23 protein-coding genes and 1 tRNA gene are annotated in these 26,062 nt (G+C 65.9%); 14 read left to right on the top strand and 10 right to left on the bottom strand.

The window, feature by feature from the left end; genetic code table 11:
• Positions 1-4 precede the first annotated feature (4 nt).
• The 5 genes from pheS to U743_RS08055 all read left to right on the top strand — a co-directional run bounded on the left by pheS (position 5) and on the right by U743_RS08055 (position 4,453).
• On the top strand, positions 5-1,000 hold the full coding sequence (pheS, locus tag U743_RS08075; RefSeq protein ID WP_043767171.1) for a phenylalanine--tRNA ligase subunit alpha: 996 nt from the start codon (positions 5-7) through the stop codon (positions 998-1,000).
• The gene (gene pheT, locus U743_RS08070; protein WP_043767169.1) at positions 997-3,369 is read left to right on the top strand and encodes a phenylalanine--tRNA ligase subunit beta; all 2,373 of its coding nucleotides are present in this window, start codon (positions 997-999) and stop codon (positions 3,367-3,369) included. Before pheS ends, pheT begins: the two co-directional genes overlap by 4 nt.
• Positions 3,370-3,372: 3 nt before the next feature.
• Positions 3,373-3,654: an integration host factor subunit alpha gene (locus tag U743_RS08065; RefSeq protein ID WP_043767167.1), complete on the top strand. Its 282-nt coding sequence runs from the start codon at positions 3,373-3,375 to the stop codon at positions 3,652-3,654.
• Between the two features lie 3 nt (positions 3,655-3,657).
• The gene (locus tag U743_RS08060) at positions 3,658-4,056 is read left to right on the top strand and encodes a MerR family transcriptional regulator (RefSeq protein ID WP_043767165.1); all 399 of its coding nucleotides are present in this window, start codon (positions 3,658-3,660) and stop codon (positions 4,054-4,056) included.
• Between the two features lie 320 nt (positions 4,057-4,376).
• Positions 4,377-4,453: transfer RNA gene (locus U743_RS08055), tRNA-Pro, on the top strand.
• A 118-nt stretch (positions 4,454-4,571) separates the two neighbouring features.
• On the opposite strand, the gene U743_RS08050 is transcribed toward U743_RS08055, so the two are convergent.
• Positions 4,572-6,770 (bottom strand): DUF1302 domain-containing protein, encoded by a 2,199-nt coding sequence (locus U743_RS08050; protein ID WP_043767163.1) that lies wholly within the window; start codon positions 6,768-6,770, stop codon positions 4,572-4,574.
• 148 nt (positions 6,771-6,918) lie between these two features.
• Here U743_RS08050 and U743_RS08045 point away from each other — a divergent pair, with 148 nt between their 5' ends.
• From U743_RS08045 to U743_RS18055, 3 genes are read left to right on the top strand one after another with little or no spacing between them, the layout of a single operon-like run.
• Positions 6,919-7,617, top strand: coding sequence for a TetR/AcrR family transcriptional regulator (locus U743_RS08045; RefSeq protein WP_043767161.1), 699 nt, complete (start codon positions 6,919-6,921; stop codon positions 7,615-7,617).
• Positions 7,598-8,281, top strand: coding sequence for a sterol desaturase family protein (locus U743_RS08040; protein ID WP_052367724.1), 684 nt, complete (start codon positions 7,598-7,600; stop codon positions 8,279-8,281). The genes U743_RS08045 and U743_RS08040 overlap by 20 nt, the downstream gene beginning before the upstream one ends.
• 14 nt (positions 8,282-8,295) lie before the next feature.
• Positions 8,296-9,099 (top strand): metal-dependent hydrolase, encoded by an 804-nt coding sequence (locus U743_RS18055; protein WP_052367723.1) that lies wholly within the window; start codon positions 8,296-8,298, stop codon positions 9,097-9,099.
• A gap of 6 nt (positions 9,100-9,105) precedes the next feature.
• On the opposite strand, the gene U743_RS08030 is transcribed toward U743_RS18055, so the two are convergent.
• A complete protein-coding gene (locus U743_RS08030; RefSeq protein ID WP_043767158.1) occupies positions 9,106-10,050 on the bottom strand; it encodes an ArsR family transcriptional regulator in 945 nt (314 codons plus the stop codon).
• A gap of 48 nt (positions 10,051-10,098) precedes the next feature.
• Positions 10,099-11,037, bottom strand: coding sequence for a hypothetical protein (locus tag U743_RS18730; protein ID WP_156966373.1), 939 nt, complete (start codon positions 11,035-11,037; stop codon positions 10,099-10,101).
• 214 nt (positions 11,038-11,251) lie between these two features.
• Here U743_RS18730 and fadB point away from each other — a divergent pair, with 214 nt between their 5' ends.
• Both fadB and fadA read left to right on the top strand, forming a co-directional pair.
• Complete coding sequence (gene fadB, locus U743_RS08020; RefSeq protein ID WP_043767156.1) at positions 11,252-13,402, top strand: fatty acid oxidation complex subunit alpha FadB; 2,151 nt, start codon at positions 11,252-11,254, stop codon at positions 13,400-13,402.
• 18 nt (positions 13,403-13,420) lie between these two features.
• Positions 13,421-14,581, top strand: a complete 1,161-nt coding sequence (fadA, locus tag U743_RS08015) for an acetyl-CoA C-acyltransferase FadA (protein WP_043767154.1) — start codon at positions 13,421-13,423, stop codon at positions 14,579-14,581.
• A gap of 71 nt (positions 14,582-14,652) precedes the next feature.
• On the opposite strand, the gene U743_RS08010 is transcribed toward fadA, so the two are convergent.
• The 7 genes from U743_RS08010 to ilvB all read right to left on the bottom strand — a co-directional run bounded on the left by U743_RS08010 (position 14,653) and on the right by ilvB (position 21,404).
• A complete protein-coding gene (locus U743_RS08010; RefSeq protein WP_052367717.1) occupies positions 14,653-15,336 on the bottom strand; it encodes a TetR/AcrR family transcriptional regulator in 684 nt (227 codons plus the stop codon).
• A gap of 61 nt (positions 15,337-15,397) precedes the next feature.
• A complete protein-coding gene (locus U743_RS08005) occupies positions 15,398-16,168 on the bottom strand; it encodes an enoyl-CoA hydratase (protein WP_043767152.1) in 771 nt (256 codons plus the stop codon).
• A gap of 49 nt (positions 16,169-16,217) precedes the next feature.
• Positions 16,218-16,745, bottom strand: coding sequence for a PqiC family protein (locus U743_RS08000; RefSeq protein WP_043767150.1), 528 nt, complete (start codon positions 16,743-16,745; stop codon positions 16,218-16,220).
• Positions 16,742-17,710, bottom strand: coding sequence for an MlaD family protein (locus U743_RS07995; RefSeq protein WP_043767148.1), 969 nt, complete (start codon positions 17,708-17,710; stop codon positions 16,742-16,744). Before U743_RS07995 ends, U743_RS08000 begins: the two co-directional genes overlap by 4 nt.
• Positions 17,710-18,474, bottom strand: a complete 765-nt coding sequence (locus U743_RS07990; RefSeq protein WP_043767146.1) for an ABC transporter ATP-binding protein — start codon at positions 18,472-18,474, stop codon at positions 17,710-17,712. Before U743_RS07990 ends, U743_RS07995 begins: the two co-directional genes overlap by 1 nt.
• On the bottom strand, positions 18,458-19,525 hold the full coding sequence (locus tag U743_RS07985; protein WP_052367715.1) for an ABC transporter permease: 1,068 nt from the start codon (positions 19,523-19,525) through the stop codon (positions 18,458-18,460). The genes U743_RS07990 and U743_RS07985 overlap by 17 nt, the downstream gene beginning before the upstream one ends.
• Positions 19,526-19,550: 25 nt before the next feature.
• Positions 19,551-21,404, bottom strand: a complete 1,854-nt coding sequence (ilvB, locus tag U743_RS07980) for a biosynthetic-type acetolactate synthase large subunit (RefSeq protein ID WP_043767144.1) — start codon at positions 21,402-21,404, stop codon at positions 19,551-19,553.
• A 138-nt stretch (positions 21,405-21,542) separates the two neighbouring features.
• Here ilvB and ilvN point away from each other — a divergent pair, with 138 nt between their 5' ends.
• From ilvN to leuA, 4 genes are all read left to right on the top strand, one after another.
• Positions 21,543-22,058: an acetolactate synthase small subunit gene (gene ilvN / locus U743_RS07975; protein ID WP_043767142.1), complete on the top strand. Its 516-nt coding sequence runs from the start codon at positions 21,543-21,545 to the stop codon at positions 22,056-22,058.
• A 67-nt stretch (positions 22,059-22,125) separates the two neighbouring features.
• Positions 22,126-23,142 carry a ketol-acid reductoisomerase gene (gene ilvC, locus U743_RS07970; RefSeq protein ID WP_084191739.1) on the top strand — a complete coding sequence of 339 codons (1,017 nt, stop codon included), beginning with the start codon at positions 22,126-22,128 and terminating at the stop codon, positions 23,140-23,142.
• A gap of 130 nt (positions 23,143-23,272) precedes the next feature.
• Positions 23,273-24,058 carry a CDP-diacylglycerol--serine O-phosphatidyltransferase gene (gene pssA / locus U743_RS07965; protein WP_043767138.1) on the top strand — a complete coding sequence of 262 codons (786 nt, stop codon included), beginning with the start codon at positions 23,273-23,275 and terminating at the stop codon, positions 24,056-24,058.
• Between the two features lie 215 nt (positions 24,059-24,273).
• On the top strand, positions 24,274-25,956 hold the full coding sequence (gene leuA, locus U743_RS07960) for a 2-isopropylmalate synthase (RefSeq protein WP_043767135.1): 1,683 nt from the start codon (positions 24,274-24,276) through the stop codon (positions 25,954-25,956).
• Positions 25,957-26,062: the final 106 nt, after the last annotated feature.

Below are 26,062 nucleotides of genomic sequence, written 5' to 3'. Positions count from 1 at the left end.
ACTCATGCAAGACGAGGTGGAGGCACTACTCGAAGCGGCGCGGCGCGATATCGCGCAGGCGCCCGATACCGCTGCGGTGGAGCAGCTGCGGGTCGCTCTGCTCGGCAAGAAGGGCAGCTTGACCGCCCTGCTCAAGCAGCTCGGCGGTCTGCCCGCCGAAGAGCGCAAGCAGATGGGCGAGCACATCAACCGCGCCAAGCAGGAAGCCCAGGCGGCGCTTACTGCTCGACGTGAGGCGCTCGAAACCGCGGAGGCCGAAGCACGGCTTGAGGCCGAGCGGATTGATGTGACGCTGCCAGGGCGTGGTGAGTCGCTGGGCGCGGCGCATCCCATCAGTCGCACCATTGCGCGCATGGAGGCTATCTTCGGCCAGCTCGGTTTCAGTACCGAGACCGGGCCCGAGATCGAGGATGATCACCATAACTTCGAGGCGCTGAATATTCCGCCGGCGCATCCGGCGCGCGCCATGCAGGACACCTTCTACGTGCGCGGCGGTGAATATCTCCTGCGCACGCACACCTCGCCGGTGCAGGTCCGCACCATGCGCGACCGTGCGCCGCCCATCCGCATCATCTGTCCGGGCCGCGTCTATCGCGTCGATCTGGATCGCACGCACTCGCCGATGTTCCACCAGGTGGAGGGGCTGTACGTTGCCGAGAAGGTGAGCTTCCGGCAGCTTCAACATGATCTAAAACAGTTTCTTGCGTTGTTCTTCGAGAAAGAAGTTGAGGTTCGCTTCCGGCCCTCCTACTTTCCGTTCACCGAGCCTTCGGCCGAAGTCGATATTCGCGGCGAGCGCGGATGGATGGAGGTGCTCGGCTGCGGCCTGGTGCACCCCAATGTCTTCGAGGCTGTCGGTATTGATCCCGAGCGCTACAGCGGCTACGCCTTCGGCATAGGCGTGGAGCGCTTCGCCATGCTGCGCTACGGCGTTGATGACCTGCGCCAGTTCTTCGCCAACGATCAACGCTTCCTGGACAGCTTCGGAGCAGCGGCATGAAGCTTTCGATGAACTGGCTGAGCGAACGTTTCGGTGCGCCGCTGGCGCCGGAAGCATGGGCCGAGCGCTTCACACTGGCGGGGCTGGAATGCGAGGTGCTGCCGGCAAGCTCGGACACGCGGCTGGATGGCGTGGTTGTTGGCCACATCACCAGCGTCGCTGCGCACCCGGAAGCCGACAAGCTGCGTGTCTGCACGGTCGACGACGGCAGCGGCAGCCCGCGGCAGATCGTCTGCGGGGCCGACAATGCGCGCGAAGGCATGGCGGCCCCGCTGGCGCTGCCCGGCAGCCGGATGCCCGACGGGCGCGCCATCGAGGCAACCGAGCTGCGTGGCGTGGCTTCGGCCGGCATGCTCTGTTCGGCGGCCGAGCTGGGGCTGGCCGACAGTAGCAAAGGTCTGCTGGAGTTGGATCCTGACGCGCCCGCCGGCCAGCCGCTCGCCGAATGGTTAGGGCTGGACGACACCGTCATCGAATTCGAGCTGACGCCCGATCGCGGCGACTGCCTGAGCGTGCTCGGCGTAGCCCGCGAGGCGGCGGCCCTGGAAGAGCAGCAGTTGCCCGTGGGGCCGGCCCCGACGGACATCCCGGAGGATGGTGCGGTTGATGCGCGTACGGTGGCGATCGAAGCGCCGGCGTTGTGTCCGGTCTATTGGGGGCGCCGTATCCACGGCGTGGACGCGACGCGGCGCTCGCCGGACTGGCTGCGCGAGCGTCTCCGGCGCAGCGGGCTGCGCAGCGTCTCGCTGGTGGTCGATATCACCAACTACGTCATGCTGGAGTTGGGTCAGCCGCTGCATGCCTTCGACGATGCCGCGCTGCGCGGTACGGTGCGCGTTCGGCGCGCCGCGCCAGGCGAGACCGTGCACCTGCTTAACGACGAAAGCTACACGCTGAATGATGGCGAGCTGGTGATTGCCGACGGCGACGGCGCCGTCGCTCTGGCTGGCGTCATGGGTGGCCAGCGCGCGGAGATGCGCGCGGACAGCGGCGCGGTCTTCCTGGAGTCCGCCTGCTTCGTGCCGGAGGCCGTTGCCGGGACCGGCCGGCGCCACAAACTGCACAGCGACGCCGTGCATCGCTACGAGCGCGGCGTTGATCCGGCGCTGGCGCGGCGCGCGCTGGATCGCGCCACAGCGCTGATCCTGGAGCTCGCGGGTGGTACGGCCGGCGCGGCGGTGATCGCCGAGGGGGAGAGTGTGCAAGCGCCTCCGGTGACCCTGCGCCGGCAGCGGCTGGACGACATGCTCGGCGTGACGGTTGCGGGGGAACGCGTGCAGTGCATTCTGGAAAGCCTGGGCATGACGGTGCGCGAGACAGCCGATGGCTGGGACGTGGTCGCGCCTTCCTGGCGCTACGACATCGCGTGCGAGGTCGATCTGGTCGAGGAAGTTGCGCGCGTGATCGGCTACGACGAGATCGGGGCGTCCGATTACGCCGTTCAGATTGCGCCGCGCGCGTTGCCTGAAGGCCGGCGCAGCGACTCCGAGCTGCGCGCTCAGCTCGTAGCTCGCGGCTTCTCGGAAGTCGTCAGTTACAGTTTCGTCGAGGGCGGGCTGGATGCCGCGCTGCGCCCGGAGGCCGCGCGCATCCCGGTGGACAACCCCATTGCCGAACCCTACGACACCATGCGCAGCACGCTCTGGTCGAGCCTGCTGCCGGTGGTGCGTCATAACGTCAGCCGCCAGCAACGGCGGCTGCGGTTCTTCGAGATCGCCCGCGTCTTCGAGGCGGCACCCGGCGTGCATCCGGATGTGCGCGAGCGCGAATGCCTCGCCGGCGCCATGCTCGGGCGCGCGCGCCCGGAGCACTGGGACGAGCGCGATGGAGCCGTCGATTTCTTCGATCTGAAGGGCGAGTTACAGGCGATCGCGCCGCAGATGGACGTCGAAGTTGGGCGTCACCCGGCGCTGCACCCAGGTCGCTGCGCGCAGCTGCTGCGCGAGGGCGAGGTGCTGGGCTGGATGGGGCAGATTCACCCGCAGCTGGCCGCGCGCGTAGAGGTGCCCGAAAGCCTGCTGCTCTTCGAGCTCGATCTGGCCGTGCTGCGGCCGCGGACGCTACCGTGGCAACCGCAAGTGCCCGAGTACCCATCGTCGCGGCGGGACCTTTCCCTGGTCGTCGCCGAGGATGTGCGGTGCGCTGATCTGCTGGCTACCGCGCGCGAAGCTGCACCGGCCTTCCTGCGCGATATCGTCGTCTTCGACGTCTATCAAGGCGCAGGTCTGGAAAATGGCTGCAAAGCCATGGCCTTGGGCTTGATATTTCAGGATTATTCGCGCACGCTAACCGATGAGCGCGTCGATGAGGCGACACAGGGAATCGTGGAAGCCGCGCGTCGGCAATGGGGCGCGCGCATTCGGGGATAGGTCTTGGCACTGACGAAGGCGGAGTTGGCGGAAGCGCTACATGATCACGTAGGTCTCAATAAGCGCGAGGCCAAAGAGATCGTGGACCTCTTCTTCGATACCCTGGGAGAAGCGCTTGCCGGTGGCGAAACCGTCCGGCTTTCCGGCTTCGGTAATTTCGAGTTGCGCGACAAGCCGCAACGCCCCGGACGCAACCCCAAGACCGGTGAAGAGATTCCTATTACCGCGCGTCGTGTCGTGACCTTCCGCCCAGGCCAGAAACTGCGCCTGCGTGTGGACGGCTAGCCGATGAGCCAGAGCGCGCATCCGCTTCCCGAGGGCGAACCGCAGCTGCCGCCGGTTCCCGAGAAGCGCTATTTCGCTATCGGCGAGGTTGCGCAGCTCTGCGCCGTCAAGCCGCATGTGCTGCGCTACTGGGAACAGGAGTTCCCGCAACTTAAGCCTTCGAAGCGGCGGGGCAACCGGCGTTACTACCAGCGCGAGGACGTCTACACCGTCCGCAACATCCGACACCTGCTGTACGAGGAGGGCTTCACCATCAGCGGCGCGCGCCAGCGCCTGCAGGAGTTCGCAGCGCTAAAGCAGGGCAAGGCAGTCACCAGCGGCAGCGGCTCCGACCAGCAGGATGCGCTGCGCGAGATTCGCAAGGAGCTGGAGGCTATGCTCCGCCTCATCGAGCGCTTCTGACGCGCGTTCGCTCGTGGCAGTTGTGCGATAATTTTTCGGTCTCGCATTTTGCCGATCAGCTTCCCTCTGAAGGGGCGTCGGCGCTCCGCGAAGGGCAACTTTAGGCTTCGTTACGGCGCCAATGAGAGACAACTTGTGAAATAATGCATACGCTCGGCGCGTAGCGCAGTCTGGGTTCAGCCCGACCGAATGGCTGGTGGCCATTCGCAGCGGGGTGAACGCCCGGGCCAGGGCGGCCCGGGCCGGATCACTTGGCGAGGCGGGAGCCGAGCTTAGTGATCGCGGCCAAGTTGGCATCGGTATAGAATTGGGCGAACAATCGGGGCGTAGCGCAGTCTGGTAGCGCACCTGCCTGGGGGGCAGGTGGTCGCAGGTTCAAATCCTGCCGTCCCGACCAAAATCAAGTAGTTAGAGCGGCTCTTCGAGGCCGTTCCACTATATTTCCACGATAGTTCCACCATTCAAGAAAATGGCCGCCTCACGGGCGGCCTTTCTTTGCTTCCAACGGCTTGGAGTCAGAAGTTGTACTCCAGATGCAGCGAGAGATGGTCGCGATCCTTGAGTAGGCTGACGCGATCCTCGCTGCCGGTCATGTAGTAGCCTTGATAAAGCAGTCGGCCTCGAAGCCCCTGCGCGAAGGTGACTTCACTGCCCGCAAGCAGCTGCATGCGCCCTTCGACGTGATTCTGCGCCGGCGTCGGGCCCACGCCCTTGACGTCGTGGAAGAAGCCCAGGATGGGGTTGAAGGTCCAACCGAAGACAAGGTTGTTGTACTGCGGCTGCAGCAGGATCCGGTAGCCGGTGGAGAAGGAGTCGGCGAAGCATTTGGTCGCCTGCGTGGGGTTCAAGCTGCGCGGGTCCGGTTCCCCATCTGGCTGGCCGGTACCGTCGGCACCCGGGCTGGCGTGCGTACAGTTAGGCCCGCCCCCTTCGAGCTGCAGGCGATCGCGTGAGGGCATGTCCTGGACGTAAGTGAAGCCCGCTTCGGTTAGGAGGATGATCTGATCGGCGAAGATCCAATTGCTGCTCGAAAAGACCCTAATGCCGGTCAGCCCCACTTGGTGCGTCTTGAAGCGCTCGTAGCCCGGAATGTACTGATTGGCCTCGGGTGGATCGTTGCGATAGCGGGTCTGCACGAAGTCGGGGACGGCGTTGCGATTGCTGGGGACGACCAGCGCGCCAAGGCTGATGTCCTCGTCCGGTAGCGCCGGTTGCAGACCGGCGAAGATCGTGTCCGCTAGCGAGACGAGTAGCGGCTGATTCGGGCGGAAGACGTACTCTCCGGCTAGTGACCAGTTGCCGATCTGCGTGTTGAAGTCGAAACCGAACATCCGGATGTCCTCCGGATACTCGATAACGGCTTTCAGCGTATCCACTGGCAGGGGGTCCTGGTTTTCGCCGGGAATGGCATCGGCAAGCACTTGCCCGAGCCCTTGGCCGTTACCGCCACCGCAGTTGAACAGGACCGTGGCCGCTTCCAAGCCGATGTCGTCCAGGTTCAGCCGGGGGATCTGGTCACCGATGCCGGAGAGTAATTCCCCGATCAAGGCGAGATCACCCGAGTCGGGAAGCTCGTTGCCCGGGGCGGTGCGCAGGCAGCTTTCGTCGGTCGCGAAAACACTCGCGTAGGGCAGGCGGGCGTGATAGTTGAAGGCATAAAAATTCAGGCCGGTGCCGCCGTTGAACTCGGGCAGGTACCAGCTGAATCGGCCGCCGTACTGCCCGGAATCGCGAGGTTCGCCGGATTCGTGATCGATGGGAACGTTCAGCGATGTGCTGGTCAGCAGTTGGGCAATCTCGTTCTTGAAACCGCCGACGAATAGGGGGTCCTCGGAAGTCTGACCGAGGCCGATGACGCCATAAGGCCCGTCACCGGCAATGTCGTTGGTGGAGAAGAAGGTGCCCGCGCTCGCCGGCTCCGCCCGCTCCCAGTCGTACTGGTATACGAGTTCGACGGAGAAGGTCGGCGTCAGCTCACCGGAAAGCACGGCGAGGCCCGACGGTCGAAAGACGCTGGCGATATCGGAGCCCGGATAGTTGAGCCGATTCTGGTCGGGCGGATTGAGCTGATCGAGACTACCCAGGGCGAGGAAGGTGGATTCGCCCCATCGGACGCGTTGCTGGCCTATGGTGAATTCGAAGAAGGTATCGGCGAACTGGAACGGATAGCTGATCTTGGCTTCCAGCAAATCCAGGCTTGCGCCTGAGGTGCGCTCGAGATTGTTCGGCCTCTCCATGTGCGCCGGCTGGAAGTTGAGGTCAGTGTTGGTCTCCTGGAAGTTCGTATTGACGAAATCGAAGAAGGCCATCGACGAGACGTTGAGGATGGCGTCACCCCAGAACACGGTCAGGCCGCTTTCAAGGCGCGCCTGGGCGTTGATGAGGTCGTAGCGGTCGTAATTGAGATTGCCGTCATCGAAGTTGGCGCCGACGAAGGCGCCCGGAGCGTCGACGAGCCGTTGGTTCGGCTCTGGGTCGAGTAGCAGGGAGAGGCAGTCGTCGGGGCAGAGGTCCGGATTCAGGTTCAGCTTGCCGATGGTGTTCTTGTCCGGGGCCTCCAGGCGTATGCCCGCGCCGACGATGAAGCGATTGTTGAGCCGCAGCTCACCGTCGGCGAAGTTAATGTTTACGGCGTAAAGATCGGGCGTCAAAAATAACAACGCGGCAGTGGCCGCGGCCAAGGTGCTGCGGTACCCGAGAGTCTGCTGTCCCATGTGGTGTCTCCCCTGATTTCTTTATGTACGGCCCGTTTGCACGGCTTCTTCGGATCGTAATACCGGCCGGTAAGCCGTGACAAGTTGAAGGGGGGCGACCACGCGGCGTGCTTGACCCGCGCGAAATTTACGCCGTAAAGTGCGAGGCATGGACGGGGAAACAAATGCTCTGCCAACGGCCCGTCACAGCCGTGGCAGTCGCGAGGAGCTGGCAACGGCGGCACTCAGGCGCTACCGCAACGGCGGCTTTACGGCGGTGAGCTTCCGGCAGATCGCGCGTGATACCGGCATCAGCCATATGCAGCCCTATCGATTCTTTCGCAACAAGGCGGATCTGCTGGCTGCCATGCGTTGCCAATGCTTTCGCGAATTGCTCGATGTTATCTGCCAAGCAGATCGGCCGGAGGATGTTCCGGTGGCTCGGCTGTATGCCATCACGACCGGCGCCTTCACGCATCTTTTCGCGCGGCCCGCCGACTACCGCCTGATGTTCGCGATGAACCAGCCGTCGCCGCGCGAATTCCCCGAACTTCTGGACGCACGGCAGCGGGTTTACGACCACTTGCGATCGGTGGTGCAGGCCGGTGTGGATCGCGGCGAGCTGCACGGCGATCCGGACGATGTGCTGCATCTCGCCTGGGCCGTATCGCATGGCCTATTCACGCTGCATGTCAGCGAGCAGCTCATTCACGGACGCGCACTCGACGCGCTGATCCAGCCGGCGCTCAACGTCATGTTCGCGCCGTTCCGGGATCCGGAGGACGTACAGAGCTTGCGCGATGCCGCGCGCCGGCTTCCGGACAGCCCCATCCAGAAGGAGGACTCCGATGAGCAACCTGACGCCTGACGCCAGCCCGAGCCCCGAGACCAGTACGCGGGTGATCACCGACTACCGCACCGCGATTGGCGCCCTGGCGCGTTACCCCAGCCCGCGCCTGATTGCCGGCTTCATCGCCATCGCCATTGGTCTGCGCGCCAGCCTGGGTGGATGGCAGACCGCGGACGCGCTGATGCTGCTGCTCGGCGTAACTGTCTGGCCCTTCCTGGAATGGTTCCTGCACAAGCACCTGTTGCACGTGAAGCCGTGGGAGATCTTCGGCCGTCGTGTCGATCCGGACTTTGCCCGCCGCCACCGAGCGCATCATCGCGAGCCTTGGCGGCCGGAGCTGATCGTGTTGCCGCCCTATGTCCATTTCACCTTCGGGCCGCTGTTGCTGGCGTTGGGCTGGTGGGCGGCGCCCGATCCGGCTCTGGCGATGTCGGCGTTGGTCGGCTACGGCTTTGCGGCACTCAACTATGAGTGGACGCACTTCATGGTGCATACGCGCATCCAGCCGCAGAATCGCTATTACCAGGGCTTGTTCCGTGCGCACCGCATGCACCATTTCCGCAATGAGAAATACTGGTACGGCTTCACGCTGACGAGCGTCGATCGCATGCTCGGAACCGGCCCGGATCCCGACGTCACGCCGCGCTCGGAGCACTGCCGCGACCTCGGTGTCGACGGCTAGTCGAATCACTCGTAATGAAGGTTCGAAACCCACGCTTCGACTTCTCGCAGGTGCCACGCTACTGGGCGGCGGGTAATCCGCTGCTGACGCACTATCTCAACGCCTTCCACGTGCTGATCCCGGAGGGCGAACGCTTCTTCATCCGCTGCGCGCGCCCGTATCTGGAAAGTCTGCCGGAGGGAGCCGACCGCCAGCGCTGTCGCGATTTCATGGGGCAGGAGGGCTGGCATCAGGCCGCGCACCGGGCGTTCTGGCAGCGGCTCGCCGAACAGGGCTTGCCCGTTGTGCGTTTTGCGCGGGTCTACGAGCAGCTATCCTTTGGCTTCGCCGAGAAGCGTTTGGCGCCGGCGCTCGGCAGGCGCCGCATGCTCGCGATCACCGCAGCGCTGGAGCACTACACCGCCGTGCTCAGCCGCGAGATATTCATGCCCGGTTTTCCGGGGGATGAACTCGATCCGGAGATGGATCGCCTGCATCGCTGGCACGGCGCCGAGGAGCTGGAGCACAAGGCGGTTGCCTTCGACTTGCATGTTGCCGACGGCGGCGGTTACGCCGAGCGCGCGGCAGCCTTCGCGATCGCGTCGGCGGGTGTACTCGGCTGGTCGCTGATAGGGCTCGCCTGGTTCAGCGCCGGCGATCGGAAATTCTGGCGCGCGCTGCCGGGCGGGCTGAAGGGAACAAGGCGCGTACTGAATGCGCGTGCGGCACGGCGTGTGGGCGGCGCCCTGCTTTCCTATCTGCAGCCGGGCTTCCACCCGGATCAACTGGCCGAGCCGGAAAGCGCCTTCGTCTACCTGGAGACGTGCGTCGCGGCCTGACTGGGCTCAGTGCCCCGCGCGCTTGCAGGCGCGCGCGACCACGACCTTGAAGTAAGGCGGGCGTCCTTCCTGACAGGCAATGTCGCACCAGTCGACCGCTAGCTCGTTGCGCTCCAGCTCGCCTTGCAAGGTGGCCGGGCTCATGCCCTGATTGACGTGGTCGAAGGTTTCCTCGGCAATGCCGTACTCGTGCTTGTCGAGGGTGGCGATGAGCAGCGTGCCTCCCGGCCGCAACAATCGGGCGGCGTTGGCGATCACCCGCTCGGGCGTGAGCGTATAGGTCAGCACGTGCATGAGCAGGATCTGATCGAAGCTGGCTGGCGCCAGCGGCAGCGCATTCATATCGCACTGCAGGAAGCGCGCCCGCGGATCGTTTTGCAGGCGTGAGCGCGCCGCGCGCAGAAGCGTCGGACTGATATCGGCGCAGGTCATGGAGCGCGTGCGCTCGATCAGCAGCTCGGGGACGACACCGTCGCCGCTGCCGATGTCGAGCACGTCGCCCAGCGACACCAGCCCGAGCAGCGCGCGCGCGTTGGCTTCCCAACTCCGCCCTGGTGAGTAGTGTCGCTCCATGCGGCCAGCCACCGTCTCCGCCCAGCTCGTACCCGCGTGACGGCGGCGCACGGCTTCGCGTGCCTTCTCGCGGTCGAACTCGGCCTGCTGATCGTCTATGCGTGCGCGCAGCGTCTGCCACAAGCCGGTAGCCGGGTCTTCCGGATCGCCGAGGTTGGCTCGGAAGTGGCGAACGTTGTTCACTCGCTCGTCGGTAACGAGGCCGGCCGCGCGCAGTCGTGACAGATGCGTGGAAACGCGCCCCTGGGAAAGCCGGGTGATCTGCGTGATCTCGGCGACCGACAGCGCTTCGGCTTCGAGCAGGAGCAGGATGCGCTGGCGGCTGGCATCGGCGAGCAGGCGGCAGAGCAGGGTGCTCTGGTCGATGCTGAGCTGCACGGCGCTAATGTGCTCCGGCCGGTGCGGCGGAGGAATGGGTGAGGCGGATCATTCCTGGTCGTCGTCCTTGTCGTGACGGGCCGGGCGTAGCGACTTGTCGGGGACCTTGCCCTGCTCGGCATCCTTGCGCCCGCGGCTGGTGGCCAGGCGGGCACGGCTGAAGGGCGATGGCGCAGTGCCGACGGGGCGCTTGACGTTGGCGGTTAGCCGGGCCAGCCGCTCGTTGGTTCGGTCGGCGACATCGCGCGCCTGCTTGCCTACCTCGTCGACAGCCTGTTCGGCTCGGGAACGCGCGCCGGAGGCGGTCTTGCGGGCGCTGTCGCGAGCGCGGGAAACGGCTTCCCGTACGCCCTGGGTGGCTGCTGCACGGCGCGAGTCCTGCTTCTCGTTCGAGCCCGCCTTCTTGGCTGCGGCCTTGGTGCCGGTCTTGGCAGCTGCGCTCTCTTTGCTCTCCTTGCGAGCGGCGGCAGTGGCCGCTGTCTTCTTGCCGGACGCCGCGGGTTTGCCGCCTACCTTGCGGTCGGCCACCCGGGCAGGGCGTGCCTTCTTCGCGGCACTGGCGACCAGAGCCTTGCTCGCGGCCTTGCTCGTGGTCGAGCCGCCTGCCGCTTTGCCGGCCGTAGAGGCTTTCTTTGCGCTCGCCTTGGAAGCGCTCTTGCTTGTAGTAGTCGCCTTCTTAGCGACAGGCGCCTTTTGCACGGTCGGCTTCTTTGCTGGAGCTTTTTTCGTGGCCTTCGCAGTGGCCTTCTTGGCGGCGGCCGGCTGCTTCGCCACGGTCTTCGTGGCGGTTGCCTTCTTCGTTGCCGTCTTCTTCACTGACGCCTTCTTGCTGGATGCCGCTTTGCCGGCGGGTTGTCGGGCTGCGGGCTTGTCTGCGCTCTGGGCCTTCTTCGCCGGTGCCGCCTTGCCCCCTGCGCTGGCCTTCTTAGCGGGTGCGGCGCTCTTCTTGGCGCCGGTACGCAGTCGATCCTTGAATTTCTTGAGCATGCCTGTCGATCCCCCTCGACCGTTGCGCGCGCCCGAAACAGCGGCCGCCGCTTCGCGCGGACTTCATCCGACCACTATAGCGCGCGTGGCCACAGCGTGACGCTGCGCGCAGCAGGCGCGGGCGGGCGGCGTTATCATCGCGGCGGTCCGCGATCCCGGCGACTACGCAAGGGGATCGCTGTTCACCGAATCCATCCGGGCTGAGGAAAGGTCTATGTACAAGGGCAAGAGCCTGCGTGTCGAGCGGCTTGAGGGCGATGTCGCCGAGCTGTGCTTCGATCGCGAGAACGACTCCGTCAACAAGTTCGACAAGCAGACCGTCGACGAGCTCGCCGAGGTGGCGAAGCTGCTGGGCAAGCAGACGGATCTCAAGGGGCTGCTGATCACCAGCGGCAAATCTGTCTTCATCGTCGGCGCCGACATCACCGAGTTCGGCGCCAACTTCGAGCGCTCCGAGGAGGAAATCGCGAACTGGGGGCTGGAGGCAAACAAGATCTTCAGTGCCATCGAGGATCTGCCTTTCCCCTCGGTCACCGCCATCAACGGCATCGCCCTGGGCGGCGGCCTCGAGATGTGTCTGGCCACCGACTATCGGGTGATGGCCGACAGTGCCCAGATCGGTCTGCCGGAAACCAAGCTCGGCATCATCCCCGGCTTTGGCGGCACCGTGCGCCTGCCGCGCCTGATCGGCGCCGATAATGCCATCGAGTGGATTGCCGGCGGCGCCCAGAACGACGCGCAGACCGCCCTGAATGTGCACGCCGTCGACGCCGTGGTCGCGCCGGAGAAGCTGAAGGAGGCGGCGCTCAAGCTGCTCGCCGCTGCCAACGCCGGCGATTACGACTGGAAGGCGCGTCGAGCGCAGAAGACGGGGCCGCTGATGCTGGAAGGCGTCGAGTCCATGATGGTCTTCGAGACGGCCAAGGGCTTTGTCGCCGGCAAGGCCGGCAAGGACTATCCGGCGCCGATGGAGGCGATCAACGTCATCCAGAAGGCGGCCACCAAGGGCCGCGACGAGGCCTTGAAGATCGAGGCCAAGGGCTTTGCCAAGCTGGCCAAGACGACGGTCGCCGACGCGCTCATCGCGCTTTTCCTCAACGACCAGCTCATCAAGAAGAAGGCCAAGGCCGCACAGAAGGCGTCGCGCCCCGTCAAGCAGGCAGCCGTACTGGGTGCCGGCATCATGGGCGGCGGTATCGCCTACCAGAGTGCCGCCAAGGGCACGCCCATCATCATGAAGGACATCAATGATGCGGCGCTGGACTTGGGCATGAAGGAGGCTAACAAGCTGCTCTCCAAGCAGGTGCAGCGCGGCAAGATGACGCAGGAAAAGGCCGGCAAGGTGCTGGGTAGCATCCGGCCTACGCTGAATTACGGCGACTTCGGCAACGTCGATGCGGTCGTCGAGGCCGTGGTCGAGAACCCCAAGGTGAAGAAGTCCGTGCTGGCCGAGGTCGAGGCCTCGGTGCGCGAAGACACGGTCATCGCCTCCAATACTTCCTCGATTTCCATCGACGCGCTGGCCAGTGCGGTGAAGCGCCCCGAGAACTTCCTCGGCATGCACTTCTTCAACCCGGTCCATCGCATGCCGCTGGTCGAGGTGATTCGCGGCGAGAAGACCTCCGAGGAAGCGATCTCGACGATCGTTGCCTACGCCACGGCCATGGGCAAGAGCGCCATCGTCGTCAACAACTGCCCGGGCTTCCTGGTCAACCGCATCCTCTTCCCGTACTTCGGCGGCTTCATGGCGCTGGTGCGCGACGGCTGCGATTTCGTCCAGGCCGACAAGGTGATGGAGAAGTTTGGCTGGCCGATGGGGCCGGCCTATCTGCAGGACGTGGTGGGCATGGACACCAGCCACCACGTCGGCGACGTGCTGGCCGAAGGCTATCCCGACCGCATGGGCAAGGAGTTCCGCAGCGCCCTCGACGTCATGTACGAGAACGAGCGCTATGGCCAGAAGAACGGCAAGGGCTTCTACCGCCACGAGACCGATGCCAAGGGCAAGCCCAAGAAGACGCCGGACGACGCGGCCTACAAGCTGATCGCCGAGGTCCAGCCCGACGGCCAGAAGGACTTTGACGAGGAAGAGATCATCGACCGCATGATGCTGCCGATGATCATCGAGAGCGCACGCTGCCTCGAGGAGAACATCGTCGGCACGCCGCAGGAAGCCGATATGGGCCTGATCCTCGGCGTCGGCTTTCCGCCCTTCCGCGGCGGTGCCCTCAAGTACGCCGACAGTCTCGGTCTCAAGACCGTGGTCGAAAAGGCCGAGAAGTACGCCCACCTGGGCAAGCTCTACGAGCCGACGCCGACCATGCGCGAGATGGCCGAAGCCGGCAAGACCTACTACAGCAAGTAGCCCGACGGAGATTTCATCATGACCGACGTAGTGATCGTGGACGCGGTACGCAGCCCGATGGGGCGCTCCAAGGGCGGCGTGTTCCGCAATGTGCGGGCGGAGAACCTCTCCGCAGATCTGATCAAGGCCCTGCTCACGCGCAACGAGGCCCTCGACCCCGAAGAGATCGAGGACGTCATCTGGGGCTGCGTGCAGCAGACCAAGGAGCAGGGCTTCAACATCGCGCGCCAGGCGGCGCTGCTGGCCGGGCTGCCCTTCGGCGTGTCGGGCCAGACCGTGAACCGGCTGTGCGGCTCATCGATGACCGCGCTTCACGCTGCCACCAACGCCATCAAGGGTGGCATGGGCGAGGTCTACATGATCGGCGGCGTTGAGCACATGGGCCACGTGCCGATGGACTACAACTTCGACGGCAACCCGGAGTTGTCGCTGCGCGTCTCCAAGGCCTCGGCCGCCATGGGCATGACCGCCGAGATGCTCACGCAGACGCACCAGGTGGGCCGCGCCGAGCAGGACGAATTCGCGCTGAACTCGCACAAGAAGGCGCAGAAGGCCTATACCGACGGTGCCTTCCGCGAGGAAATGATGCCGATCCATGGGCACGACGCCGACGGTATGGCGATCAAGGTCGACTTCGACGAGGTTGTGCGTGCGGACGCCAATATTGACGACCTCGGCAAGCTGCGCCCGGTCTTCAACCCCAAGGGTTCGGTGACCGCCGGCAACTCCTCGGCGATCTCCGACGGCGCCTGCGCGCTGCTGGTGATGTCGGCCGACCGCGCCAAGGTGCTGGGCCTGAAGCCGCTGGCCAAGGTGCGCGCCATGGCTTCCAGCGGTTGCAATCCCTCCATCATGGGCATCGGCCCGGTGCCGGCCTCGAAGAAGGCGCTGCTGCGTGCCGGCCTGTCGCTTGAGGACATCGACTACTTCGAGCTCAACGAGGCCTTTGCCGCACAGTCGCTGGCCGTGATCAAGGAACTGAAGCTGACCGAGCGCATGGACCGCATCAATATCAAGGGCGGCGCCATCGCCCTCGGCCATCCTCTGGGTTGCTCCGGTGGTCGCATCAGCGGCGCGCTGGCGCGCATCCTCAACGAAAAGGACGCGCAGTTCGGACTGGCCACCATGTGCATCGGCATGGGGCAGGGGGTTGCCACCGTGCTGGAGCGCGCCCAGTAGGGCTCGCGATACCGGTAGTAGCAGCCATCAAGGCCGGCAGCGCGAGCTGTCGGCCTTTTTCATTGCTGGCCCTACTCTTTCGGCTCGGCTGATGGCGGAACCGGTGGTGGGCGCAGGCGCAGCTTGAAGGAGCGCGAGTCCGAACTGCCGAAGGCCTGGATCCCGCCCAGGAAGAGCCGCGCCATGAATTCGGCGGCGGCCTCTGCCTCGGCCGGGCCGGCATCGGACTCGAGCAGGTTGCGACCCATTTCGTAGGCGCCGCCGAAGAAGATCGCGCTGAGCCAGTCGACATTCATATCCGGCAACACACCGCGCTGTACCGCTTTGCTCAGATCCTCGCGCAGGACCTGACGACTGGCGCCGAAGCCGGTCTCGGCGTACATGCCGCGCACAACCGCTTCGTTGCGCAGCAGGATGCGGTAAAGATCCGGCCGCGCGACGATGGCACGGAAGGCTTCGCGATAGGCGTTGAGCACGAAGCTGTGCGGATCGCGCGCCCGACGGCGGGCTTCCTGCATACGCTCGGTGAGGCGGCCGATCTCGTCGCCGATCAGCTCGCGCAGCACCGCTTCCTTGGTATCGAAGTAGTTGTAGAAGGTGCCGGAGGCCAAGCCGGTGCGCCGCACGATATCGCGGATGGTGCAGGCATCGAAGCCGAGCTCTGAGAAGGTTGCGCAGCCCGCGTCGAGGATGAGTTGCCGTGTGGCGCGCTTGCGCTGCTCGCGTCTTCCCAGCAGTCGCCCACCGAGGCTCATGAGTGGCCCGTTCCCCCGGTACGGTGCGACGCTGGCAACAAAGCGGGCATGCAGCCGGCCGTCAGCTGAAACTCGAGAAGTCGGGCTTGCGCTTCTCCACGAAGGCCGTGAAGGCTTCCTTGGCTTCGGGCTCGTGCAGCATCGCCATGAAGATTTCGGCTTCCTCGCGGATGGCGCGTTGAGCGGTTTCGTGCGTCCAGCGGCGCATCAGTTCCTTGGTCGTGCGCAGCGCCTTTGGCGGCTTGGCGGCCAGCTTGGCTGCCATCTCGCGGGCCTTTGCCTCGACGGCGTCGTCCTCGAGCACGGCGTTGACAAGCTGACAGTTCGCGGCGTGCTCGGCGTCGAAGGGCTCGCCCAGCAAGAGGATCTCGGCAGCACGCGGGTAACCCACCAGCCGCGGCAGGATGTAGCTGGAGGCAAATTCGGGGCAGATGCCCAGGTTGACGAAGGGCATGGCGAAGCGTGCCGAGCGCCCGGCGTAAACGAGATCGCAGTGCAGCAGCAGCGTCGAGCCGATGCCTACGGCCGGCCCCTGCACCGCAGCGACTGCCGGCTTGCTGAAGTCGGCGAGGGCGCGCATGAAGCGGGCGACCGGATGATCCTCGCCGGAAGCCGGATTCTCCAGGAAATCGCCGATGTCGTTACCGCTGCAGAAGCTGCCATGGCTGCCGGTGAAGAGCAGGCAGCGGATCGCCGCGTCTTCGGAGGCACGGTCGACGGCCTCGGCGAGCAGCGTGTACATCTCGGTGGTCAGCGCGTTCTTCTTCTCGGGCCGGTTGAGCTGCACCTCGAGGATGCCGCCCTCCGCCTTCTGCACTACGGTTGTGTTCATGAATCGGGAGTTCCGTGGATCAGTGGGTGGCAGAGAATACTGGACTGGCTTAGTCGGAGGCCGTCGCCGCGATGATGGCATCTGCCGTGGCGGCTACGGCGGCGCTCATCGCCGCGACCAGGGCAGCGCCGTCGGCGGTATCGACGCGGCGCTCGAAGTGAATGCCGCCGGATTGCAGCGTGGTGCCACCGTCGCGCAGGCGCCAGTGGCCGATGGCGCGGAAAACGCCGTCGGCCTCGCGTTCGAAGCGCGAAAGCCGGACCTCGACACGGCTCGCTACCGGCAGCGCAGCGCGCGCGGCAAGCTGCTCGGCGAGCAGGCGCTCGAACCCCTCTGCCGGTGACTCGGCCCAGGCCTCGTCCCGCAACGGGCGCAGGCGCTGGTCGGTCGCGCGCACGCGGAGGCTGCGATGGTTGACGTGACTCGGGAGATCGACGCGCACCATTGGCGCCGGGCGCTCGCCGACGCGCTCGGGCGGCGGCAGATAGAGCGCGCGCCGGTCCGGGGTGCTGCCGCAGGCGGCGAGCAGCAGTGCGCCGGCAAGCGCGGAGAGCAGGGAGGGGCTTGGCTTGGTCATGGTCCGAAGAGCAGGCGGTCGGGGCGTTCCTCAATGCTTTCGCTGAAATCGCGCAGGGCACGCGCGCTGCGGGCGAGATCGCGAAGCATCGTTTCGAGATCGCGCCGGGCCGGCGCATCGCTGGCCAGCAGCCCTTCGATTTCCGTACTGATGCGGTGGAGCGATGCGGCTGCCGCCTGCATCTCGGTGGTGAGCTCCGTCACCTCGTCGCCCATGCGTGCGGCTTCGCCGTTGACGGTCAGCAGGGTGGCATCGGCGCGGTCGGCGACCTTCTCGATGCTGGCGCGCATGGCCGAGAAATCGTCGCGCAGCTGTGGGATGGTGGTATTCAGCGTCTGCAGCGACTGGGCGACGTTGCGGCTCATGGGCTCGAACTGCGCCTCAATGCTGGCGGTCATGCGGTCGATGCGCGTCAGCGTGTTGCGCAGCGCGTCGACCAACTCCTGCATCGGCAGTTCCTTGAAGAAGTCGATGACCTGTGCGGTCTCCGACGGCAGCGTCGGAATCTCGGGATGCGTTCCCTGCGAGGCGGTGATCGCGCGGCGCGGCGGCGCGTCGCGGTGGAAGTCCAGCTCGATGTACAGCTGACCGGTGACGAAGCTCTGTGACGCGAGCTGGGCGCGCAGTCCGCGCGCCACCAGGCGCTGGATGTCGAGCCCCTTGTCGCCGTTCCATTGCGCGGCGTCGGGGTTGAGGCTGAGGTAGACCGGAATGCGGGCGCTGGCGTCCTCGGCGTCGATGCGCAGCTCGATGGCCTCGACGCGACCGACCTTGACCCCGCGGAACGTCACCGGCGCACCCACGTTCAGCCCGGAGAGCGAGCCCTCGAAGTGTGCGACGGCGCGCTGCTTGCTGCGGAAGAAGCTGCCTTCGCCGAAGAAGCTGAGCAGCAGGGCGAGCACGACCAGACCGGCCACGAAGAAAAGGCCGACCGTTAGCGCGTTGCGGGCGTTGTCGGCCTGCATCAGGCGCGCTCCTGCCTCGGAGTGTCGGCACCGCGGTTCATGAAGCGGCGTACCGTGTCGTCCGGACAGCGCCCGGATAGCCAGCGCGGGCTGCCGAGGGCGGCCGGCTCGTGCCGGTCGGCGTCGAGGTACAGCGCCTGATCGACGATGGCGTGGATGCTGTGCAGTTCATGCGTGACGATGACGATGGTTGTTCCCAGTGTCGCACGCAACTGCAGCAGTAGGGCGTCCAGGCTTTCCGCGGATAGCGGGTCGAGACCGGCGGACGGCTCGTCGAGATAGAGCAGTTCCGGGTCCAGCGCCAGCGCGCGGGCGATGGCGGCGCGCTTGCGCATGCCGCCGCTGATGGCGGCGGGGAAGTAGTCGGCATGCGCCTCCAGACCCACCAGCGCCAGCTTGTAGCGCGCCAGCTCGCGCGCGGCGTCGGCTTCCATGCGCTTGTCGAAGGCCAGCGCTGCCTCGATATTCTGGGCCAGGGTCATCGAGGACCACAGCGCGCCATGTTGGAACATGACGCCGGCGCGCGGCGACGCCCCGGCGCTGCCCATCCGGTGAATGCTGCCGGCAGCAGGCTCCTCGAGTCCGACCAGATGGCGCAGCAGCGTCGACTTGCCGCAGCCGCTGCCGCCGATGATCGCGAAGACCTGGCCCCGTGGCACGGCGAAATCGATGTTGCGCTGAACGACCGTGTCGCCGAAGGCCATGGTCAGGCCCTCGACGCGCAGGATCGGATCGGCCGGCGCGGCCTCAGATTCCCAATGCATTGCAGATCACCGCGAAGACCGCGTCGATGCAGATGATGCCGACGATGCTGCCCACTACTGCCCGCGTCGTGGCATCGCCGACGGCGGCGGCCGTGCGCGCCGCGTTCAGGCCGTGGTAGCAGCCGGTGGCGCCGAGGAAGACGGCGAAGCCCAGCGCCTTGAAGAGGCCGATCAGCGGCTGGTTGACGTCCACCGCTGCACTGGTCTGCAGCAGATAGGCCGATGCCGGAATCTCCAGCATCAGATAGGACACCGTTAGACCGCCCGCCAGAGCTGCGACGCAGGCCGCCACGAAGAGTATCGGCATGGCCGCCGTCAGTGCGATAACGCGTGGCACGACGAGATAGCGCATGGGGTCGACGCCGGCGGTGCGCAGCGCATCGATTTCCTCGTTGCTCTGCATGGTGGCGATCTCGGCGGCAAAGGCCGCGGCCAGGCGGCCCGACAGCACTACGGCCGTGATCAGCGCCGCCATCTCGCGCGTGGTGGCGATGGCCACCATGTCGGCAACGTAGATCTCGGCACCGAAGGTGCGCAGCTGCACCGCACCGATGAAGGCGAGGATGCCGCCGACCAGGAAGTTCACCAGCAGCACGATGGGCAGGCTCTGTGCGCTGCATTGCCGCGCCACGCGAAGCAGCTCGCGTGCCTGGGGCAGGGCACGGGTCCTCGGCCGCAGCGCCAGCAGCAATGCGCCGATGAAGCGCAGTGCCGGTCGCGGATCCGGGATATGCCACGCCCCGCGCGTGGCTGACTCATCACTCGCGGGCGGGGCCTCGCCGGCCAGCGCCAGCAAGTCGTGCAAGCGTTGCGGCCCGGTAATCTCGGTGGCGACGTCACGGCAAACGGCGGCGCGCTGCAGCGCCAGCACGAAGGCGGGCAGGGAGGAATCCCAATCGGTGTCTTCGGCGACGCACAGCTCCAGCTGGCGGCAGGCATCGAGCTGAGCCAGCGGCTGGCGCGTGGCAGGGGACTCGCCGAGCCTCCAGCGGCCGGAGAGCGACAGCCGCAGCGTGTCGCCCTCCTGGCTGGCGGCGATTTCGGCGCTCATGCCCTGTTACCCGGCTGCGGGCCGCCTAGAACATCTCGGACTTGTCGACCTCATCCCGCGTGTCGTTGTCACGGGCGTTGATCCAGTCGCCAGTGATCATCTGGTCGTAGCTCATGCCGGGTCCGACCATCGGGTAGACGCCAGCATCCGGATCGATCATGACTTCGAGGAAGGCCGGACCGTCGTGACCGAGGAAGTCGGCTACCACCGACTCGATCTCGGCCGGATCCTCAAGTCGCCGGGCGAATTCGTAGCCGTCGGCCTCCGCCGCCTTGACGAAATCCTTCTTGTGCAGCGACTTGTCCGACGCCGAGAAGCGACCCTTGAAGAAGAGCTTCTGCCACTGCCGCACCATGCCGTCGCCGCAGTTGTTGAGCACGATGATCTTCACGGGCAGATCGTAGGTCGTGACGGTCTCCATCTCGCCCAGGTTCATGCGGATGGAGGCGTCGCCGTCGATATCGATAACCGCGCGCCCCGGCCGTGCGAAGGCCGCACCCACCGCGGCCGGCAGGCCGAAGCCCATCGTGCCCATCGAGCCGGAAGTCAGCCACAGGCGCGGCTCGCGGAAGTCGAAGTATTGCGCGGCCCACATCTGGTGCTGGCCGACGCCGGTGGCGATGACCGCATTGCCCTTGGTGTGCCGGTTGATGGCCTCGATCACCGCGTAGGGCTGGATGAGCTCGGCCTTGCGGTCGTAGTTCATGGCGTAGGTCGTCTTGAGCCCCGCAAGATGCTCGTGCCACTGGCTGTAGTCGGGCGCGAAGCCGGTGCTGCGGCCGTGCTCCGTCAATGTCTCCAACGCCTGGTCCATGCGCCCGACGTGATGCCAGTTGACGCGCTTGACCTTGTGGATCTCCGAGTGGTCGATATCCAGATGCGCGATGCACTTTGCGTTGCGCGCGAAGCGCTCCGGCACGGCCGCGACGCGGTCGTCGAATCGCGCGCCGACGGCGAACAGGAAGTCGGCGTCCTCGACGGCGTAGTTGGCAAAGGCCGTGCCGTGCATGCCCAGCATGTGCAGCGACAGCGGCTGGGTGGTGTCGTAGGCGCCGATGCCCATCAGCGTGGTCACCACCGGAATGCCGTAAGCGTCGGCGAAGGCGCGCAGCTGTTCGGCGGCGCCACCATTGATGACGCCGCCGCCGGCGTAGATCAGAGGCCGCTGCGCCTGCGCGAGCTGCTCGAAGAAGCTCTCCGCCGCGGTTTCGGAGAGCAGGTTGCTGTCGATCTGCTGCTGGCGCGCGCGATAGCCGGGAATGCCCAGCGTGCCCTGTCCGAGGAAGGGGCCTTCCCAGTTCTGCACGTCCTTGGGGATGTCGACGACGACGGGGCCGGGCCGGCCGGTGCGCGCGATCTCGAATGCCGTGCGCACGGTGGCTTCCAGCCGCGACGGATCGGTGACCAGGAAGACATGCTTGGCGCAGGCGCCCATGATGTTGGAGACCGGCGCCTCCTGGAAGGCATCGGTGCCGACCGCGGCCGTGGGCACTTGGCCGCAGATGACGACGATGGGCACGGAATCGGCCATGCAGTCGCGCACCGGCGTTACGCAGTTGGTCGCACCGGGGCCGGAGGTGACCACCGCCACGCCGACCTTGCCGGAGGCGCGGGCGTAGCCGGCGGCCATGAAGCCGGCGCCCTGCTCGTTGGCGGGCACGATCAAGGGCATGGCCTCGCTGCGCCCGGCAACCGGCTCGGCGCGGTCGGCCTGGTCGGCGTTGTAGCGGAAGATGGCGTCGTAGGTTGGCAGGATGGCGCCGCCGGAGTAGCCGAAGACCACGTCCACACCCTCGTCGGCCAGTACCTGGACGATCATGTCGGCGCCCGTCATGGTCGTGCCGGCCAGGGGATGCTCGGGGGTGCGCGCGGTGGTCATGGTCAAACTCGGCTCCAGGAAACCGCTATTTATAGCACGCTGCCGGTACTCCGCGCGCGCCCAGCCGCGCGCGCGAGGCGCACGCACGGGCGATTGCGCATTGCACAATGCGCGCATCGCGGCTATTGTTGCGCGCCCATGCGCCACATCATCTCCATCCTCCTGCAGAACGAGTCGGGTGCGCTTGCGCGCGTTTCCGGCATGTTCGCTGCACGCGGCTACAACATCGAGTCGCTAACGGTCGCACCCACGCAGGATGCGGCGCTGTCGCGCCTGACCTTGGTGACCATCGGCTCGGACGCGGTCATCGACCAGATCGTCAAGCAGTCGCGCAAGCTCATCGACGTCGTCGAGGTGCGCGACATCACTGCACGCCGCCACGGTGAGCGCGAGCTGGTGCTGATCAAGCTGCGCGTCGGCGCACAGGCTATGGCTAGTTATGAAGCACTCTGCGAGCGCCGCGGTCTGTATCGGCTCCACGCCGAAGAGGGCACCGAGGTGCTGCAGTACGCCGGCGCCGGCGCCGAGGTCGACGAAGTCCTGGCCGAGCTTTCCGCCCTCGGCGAGCTGATCGAGCAGGTGCGCTCGGGCGTGGCCGCCGTGGAGCTCAACAGCACCGCGCTTGGCGCGCGCGTACTGGCCGAAGCCGACTGATTCCGCGGCGCTGTCCGTCGCATATTTCCACACTCTTCATCATCCGGGAGCACGCAAGCACGTGAGTATCAAGGTCTATTACGACAAGGACGCTGATCTGTCGCTGATCCAGTCGCGCACGGTCGCGGTCATCGGTTACGGCTCGCAGGGGCATGCACACGCCCTGAATCTGAAGGAGTCCGGCGTCGATGTCGTCGTCGGCCTGCGTCGCGGCGGCGCCTCCTGGAGCAAGGCCGAGGCCGCCGGGCTGAAAGTGGCCGAGGTCGCCGAGGCCGCTGCCCAGGCCGATCTGGTCATGGTGCTGGTGCCGGACGAGTTGCAGGTCGCGCTCTACAACGAGCAGCTGGCACCGAACATGAAGCAGGGCGCAGCCCTGGCCTTTGCCCACGGCTTCAATATCCACTTCCAGCTGATCGAGCCGCGCGCCGATCTGGACGTGCTGATGATTGCGCCCAAGGGCCCCGGTCATCTGGTGCGCTCGACCTATTCGCAGGGCGGCGGCGTGCCCAGCCTGATCGCGATCCATCAGGACGCTTCCGGCCAGGCCAAGAATGTTGCGCTGTCCTACGCTTCGGCCAACGGCGGCGGCCGCGCCGGCATCATCGAGACTTCCTTCCGCGAAGAGACCGAGACCGACCTCTTCGGCGAGCAGGCCGTGCTCTGCGGTGGCGCCACGGCGCTGGTGCAGGCCGGCTTCGAGACCCTGACCGAGGCCGGCTACGCGCCGGAGATGGCCTACTTCGAGTGCCTGCACGAGCTCAAGCTGATCGTCGACCTGATGTACGAGGGCGGCATGGCCAATATGCGCTACTCCATCAGCAACACGGCCGAGTACGGCGACTACACGCGCGGGCCGCGCGTAGTCACCGAAGAGACCAAGGCCGAGATGAAGCGCATTCTCACCGAGATCCAGACCGGCCAGTTCGCGCGCGAGTTCGTCACCGAGAACCAGGCCGGCGCACCTACCATCAAGGCGCGTCGCCGCCTCAGCTACGAGCACCCGCTGGAGACCGTGGGCAGCAAGCTGCGCGAGATGATGCCCTGGATCGGCAAGAACAAGCTCGTCGACCGCGAGCGCAACTAAAAGGGTGCTTTCACGCGCTCCGCGACGCCCCGGTACGGCAGCCCCGTGCCGGGGCGTTCTTGCTTGTGGCAAAGGGAGCTTCGTGCTGGCTGCGCGGCACGGGGGCACGCCGGGCCGTTATCCTAGGTAGATGCAAGACGAATCGCGCCCCCGGCAGCGGCCGCGCCGCGGCATCTACCTGCTGCCCAATCTCTTCACGACCGCCACCCTCTTCGGCGGCTTCTACGCCATCGTGGCGGCGCTGTCCGGGCGCTACTCGGAATCGGCGCTGGCCATTCTGGTGGCGATGGTGGCCGACGCCCTGGACGGGCGCATCGCGCGGCTGACCAACACCGCCAGCGACTTCGGCAAGGAGTACGACAGCCTGTGCGACATGGTGGCCTTCGGCGTTGCCACCGGCGTGCTCGTCTACGCCTATTCGCTGCAGCATCTGGCCGACTATCAATGGTTGGGTGGCAAGCTGGGTTGGGTGATTGCCTTTGCCTTTGTCGCTTGTACCGCGTTGCGGCTGGCGCGCTTCAACGTTCTGACCAATATTGCCGGCGGCAAGGGTGACTTCTTCGGCCTGCCGTCGCCGGCGGCGGCGGCCGTGCTGGTTTTCTACGTCTGGAGCGCGCATTCGTGGGGCTTGTCCGGCGAGACGCTGCTGCCGTTGACGGCGGTGCTGACGCTGGGCATTGCGTCATTGATGGTTTCCAGCGTGCGCTATCCCAGCTTCAAGGCCATCAATCTGACCGGGCGGGTGCGCTTTGTTTCCTTCGCGGCGGTGGTGGGCGCTCTGGCGCTGATCATGGTGGATCCGCCGCGCATTCTTTTCCTGCTTTTCTTCGGCTATGCGATATCCGGTCCCGTGGCGGCGCTGGCCGGCAGGCGGCTACGCCTGCGCCCGCTTGGCAAGGGCGGCGGCGGAGAGTAATCTTGTAGACATGACACGCCGTGCCGACAAGCTGCGCCGACTGCCCGCGTTTACCGCGCCGGGACTATTGCGCCTGTCGCTTCGACTGCCCTGAGGGGCAGAAGAACGCAAGCACGGCCGCGCGGGGCCGCCATTGATCCGCGCAAAGCAATCCCCAATTTTCCCGTTTTCAATGACAGGGCCTTCGCGTGCCCGTCACGTCATGGAGCCAAGCCATGCTCGAGCATCCCGAGACCAAGTACCGCCGATTCGAGCCAGTCGGACTGAGCGATCGCCGCTGGTGTGACAGCGTCATCAGCGCGCCGCCCATCTGGGCGAGCGTCGACCTGCGCGACGGCAATCAGGCGCTCATCGAGCCCATGGACATGGAGCGCAAGCAGCGCATGTTCGACGCGCTGATTGCCATCGGCTTCAAGGAGATTGAGGTCGGCTTTCCCTCGGCTTCGCAGACCGACTTCGACTTCATCCGTCGCCTCATCGAGGAGGATCGGGTGCCTTCGGACGTCACCATCCAGGTGCTCACCCAGGCGCGCGAGCACCTGATCCGCCGCACCTTCGAGTCGCTCAAGGGCGCACGGCGCGCCATCGTGCACGTCTACAACGCCACCGCGCCGATCATGCGCAAGGTCGTCTTCAACATGGGCGAGGACGAGGTCGTCGCGCTGGCCGAGCATCACGCGCAGATGCTGCGCGATATCGCCGCGACCATGCCCGAGACGGACTGGGTCTTCCAGTATTCGCCGGAAATGTATTCGGGCACCGAGCTCGAATTCGCGCGTCGTATCGTCGACGCGGTGACGGCCGTCTGGGAACCCACGCCCGACAAGCCCTGCATCATCAATCTGCCGGCCACCGTCGAACATTCCACGCCCAACATCTTTGCGGACATGGTGGAGTGGACGCACCGCCATATCGCCCGGCGCGATTCGGTGGTGCTCTCGGTGCATCCGCACAACGATCGCGGCACCGGCATCGCCGCGGCCGAGTTCGCGATGATGGCCGGCGCCGACCGCATTGAGGGCTGCCTCTTTGGCAATGGCGAGCGTACGGGCAATGTCGATATCGTCAACCTCGCGCTCAATATGTACACGCAGGGCGTGCACCCGGGGCTCGACTTCTCGGACATCGACAAGGTGCGCGCCACCGTCGAGCACTGCAATCAGTTGCCGGTGCCGCCGAGGCACCCCTATGTCGGCGAGCTCGTCTTCACTTCCTTCTCCGGTTCGCATCAGGACGCCATCAAGAAGGCGCTTTCCGCGCGTGGCGACAAGGACGAGGTCTGGGACATGCCCTATCTGCCCATCGATCCACGCGATCTCGGGCGCAGCTACGAGGCGGTCATCCGCGTCAACTCGCAGTCCGGTAAGGGCGGGGTCAGCTATCTGCTTGAGACCGAGTACGGCATCCGTCTGCCGCGTCGCCTGCAGATCGAGTTCAGCGGCGTCGTCAAGCAGGTCACCGACGACTCTGGCAAGGAGCTGACGGCCAAGGATATCTACCAGGTCTTCGAGCAGACCTTCATCACCACGGATCGGCCCTACGCCTATGTCGGCCATCACTTCGTCGAGGATTCGCGCTCTGAGGAAGTGCATCTCACCAGCGAGATTCGCATCGACGGCGAAACGGTGACGCTGGAGGGCCGCGGCAATGGGCCCATCGATGCTTTCGTGGCGGCGCTGTCCCAGCGCGTGGGCGTGCCGATTACGGTGATGGATTATCACGAACACGCCCTCGGCGAGGGCGCCAAGGCGCGCGCGGCGACCTATATCGATCTGCGTGTGGGCGATCAGGGGCCGATCTTCGGCGTCGGCATCGACCCGAATATCGTCACCGCCTCGCTCAAGGCCGTGCTCTCGGGCCTCAACCGCGCCATGGCGCAGCAGGCCAAGGCCGCCTGATGCCGGCGGCGGCGCGGCAGCGCTATCTGGAGGCCCTCGGCCTCCGGGATTTTCTGCGCGAAGCGTCGCCGCCCCTCGAGGCGCCGGCGCCGCAAGCGCGACAGTC

The sequence above is a fragment of the Algiphilus aromaticivorans DG1253 genome, assembly GCF_000733765.1.
Lineage (GTDB): Bacteria > Pseudomonadota > Gammaproteobacteria > Nevskiales > Nevskiaceae > Algiphilus > Algiphilus aromaticivorans.
This window is presented reverse-complemented; position numbering and strand designations above follow the sequence as displayed.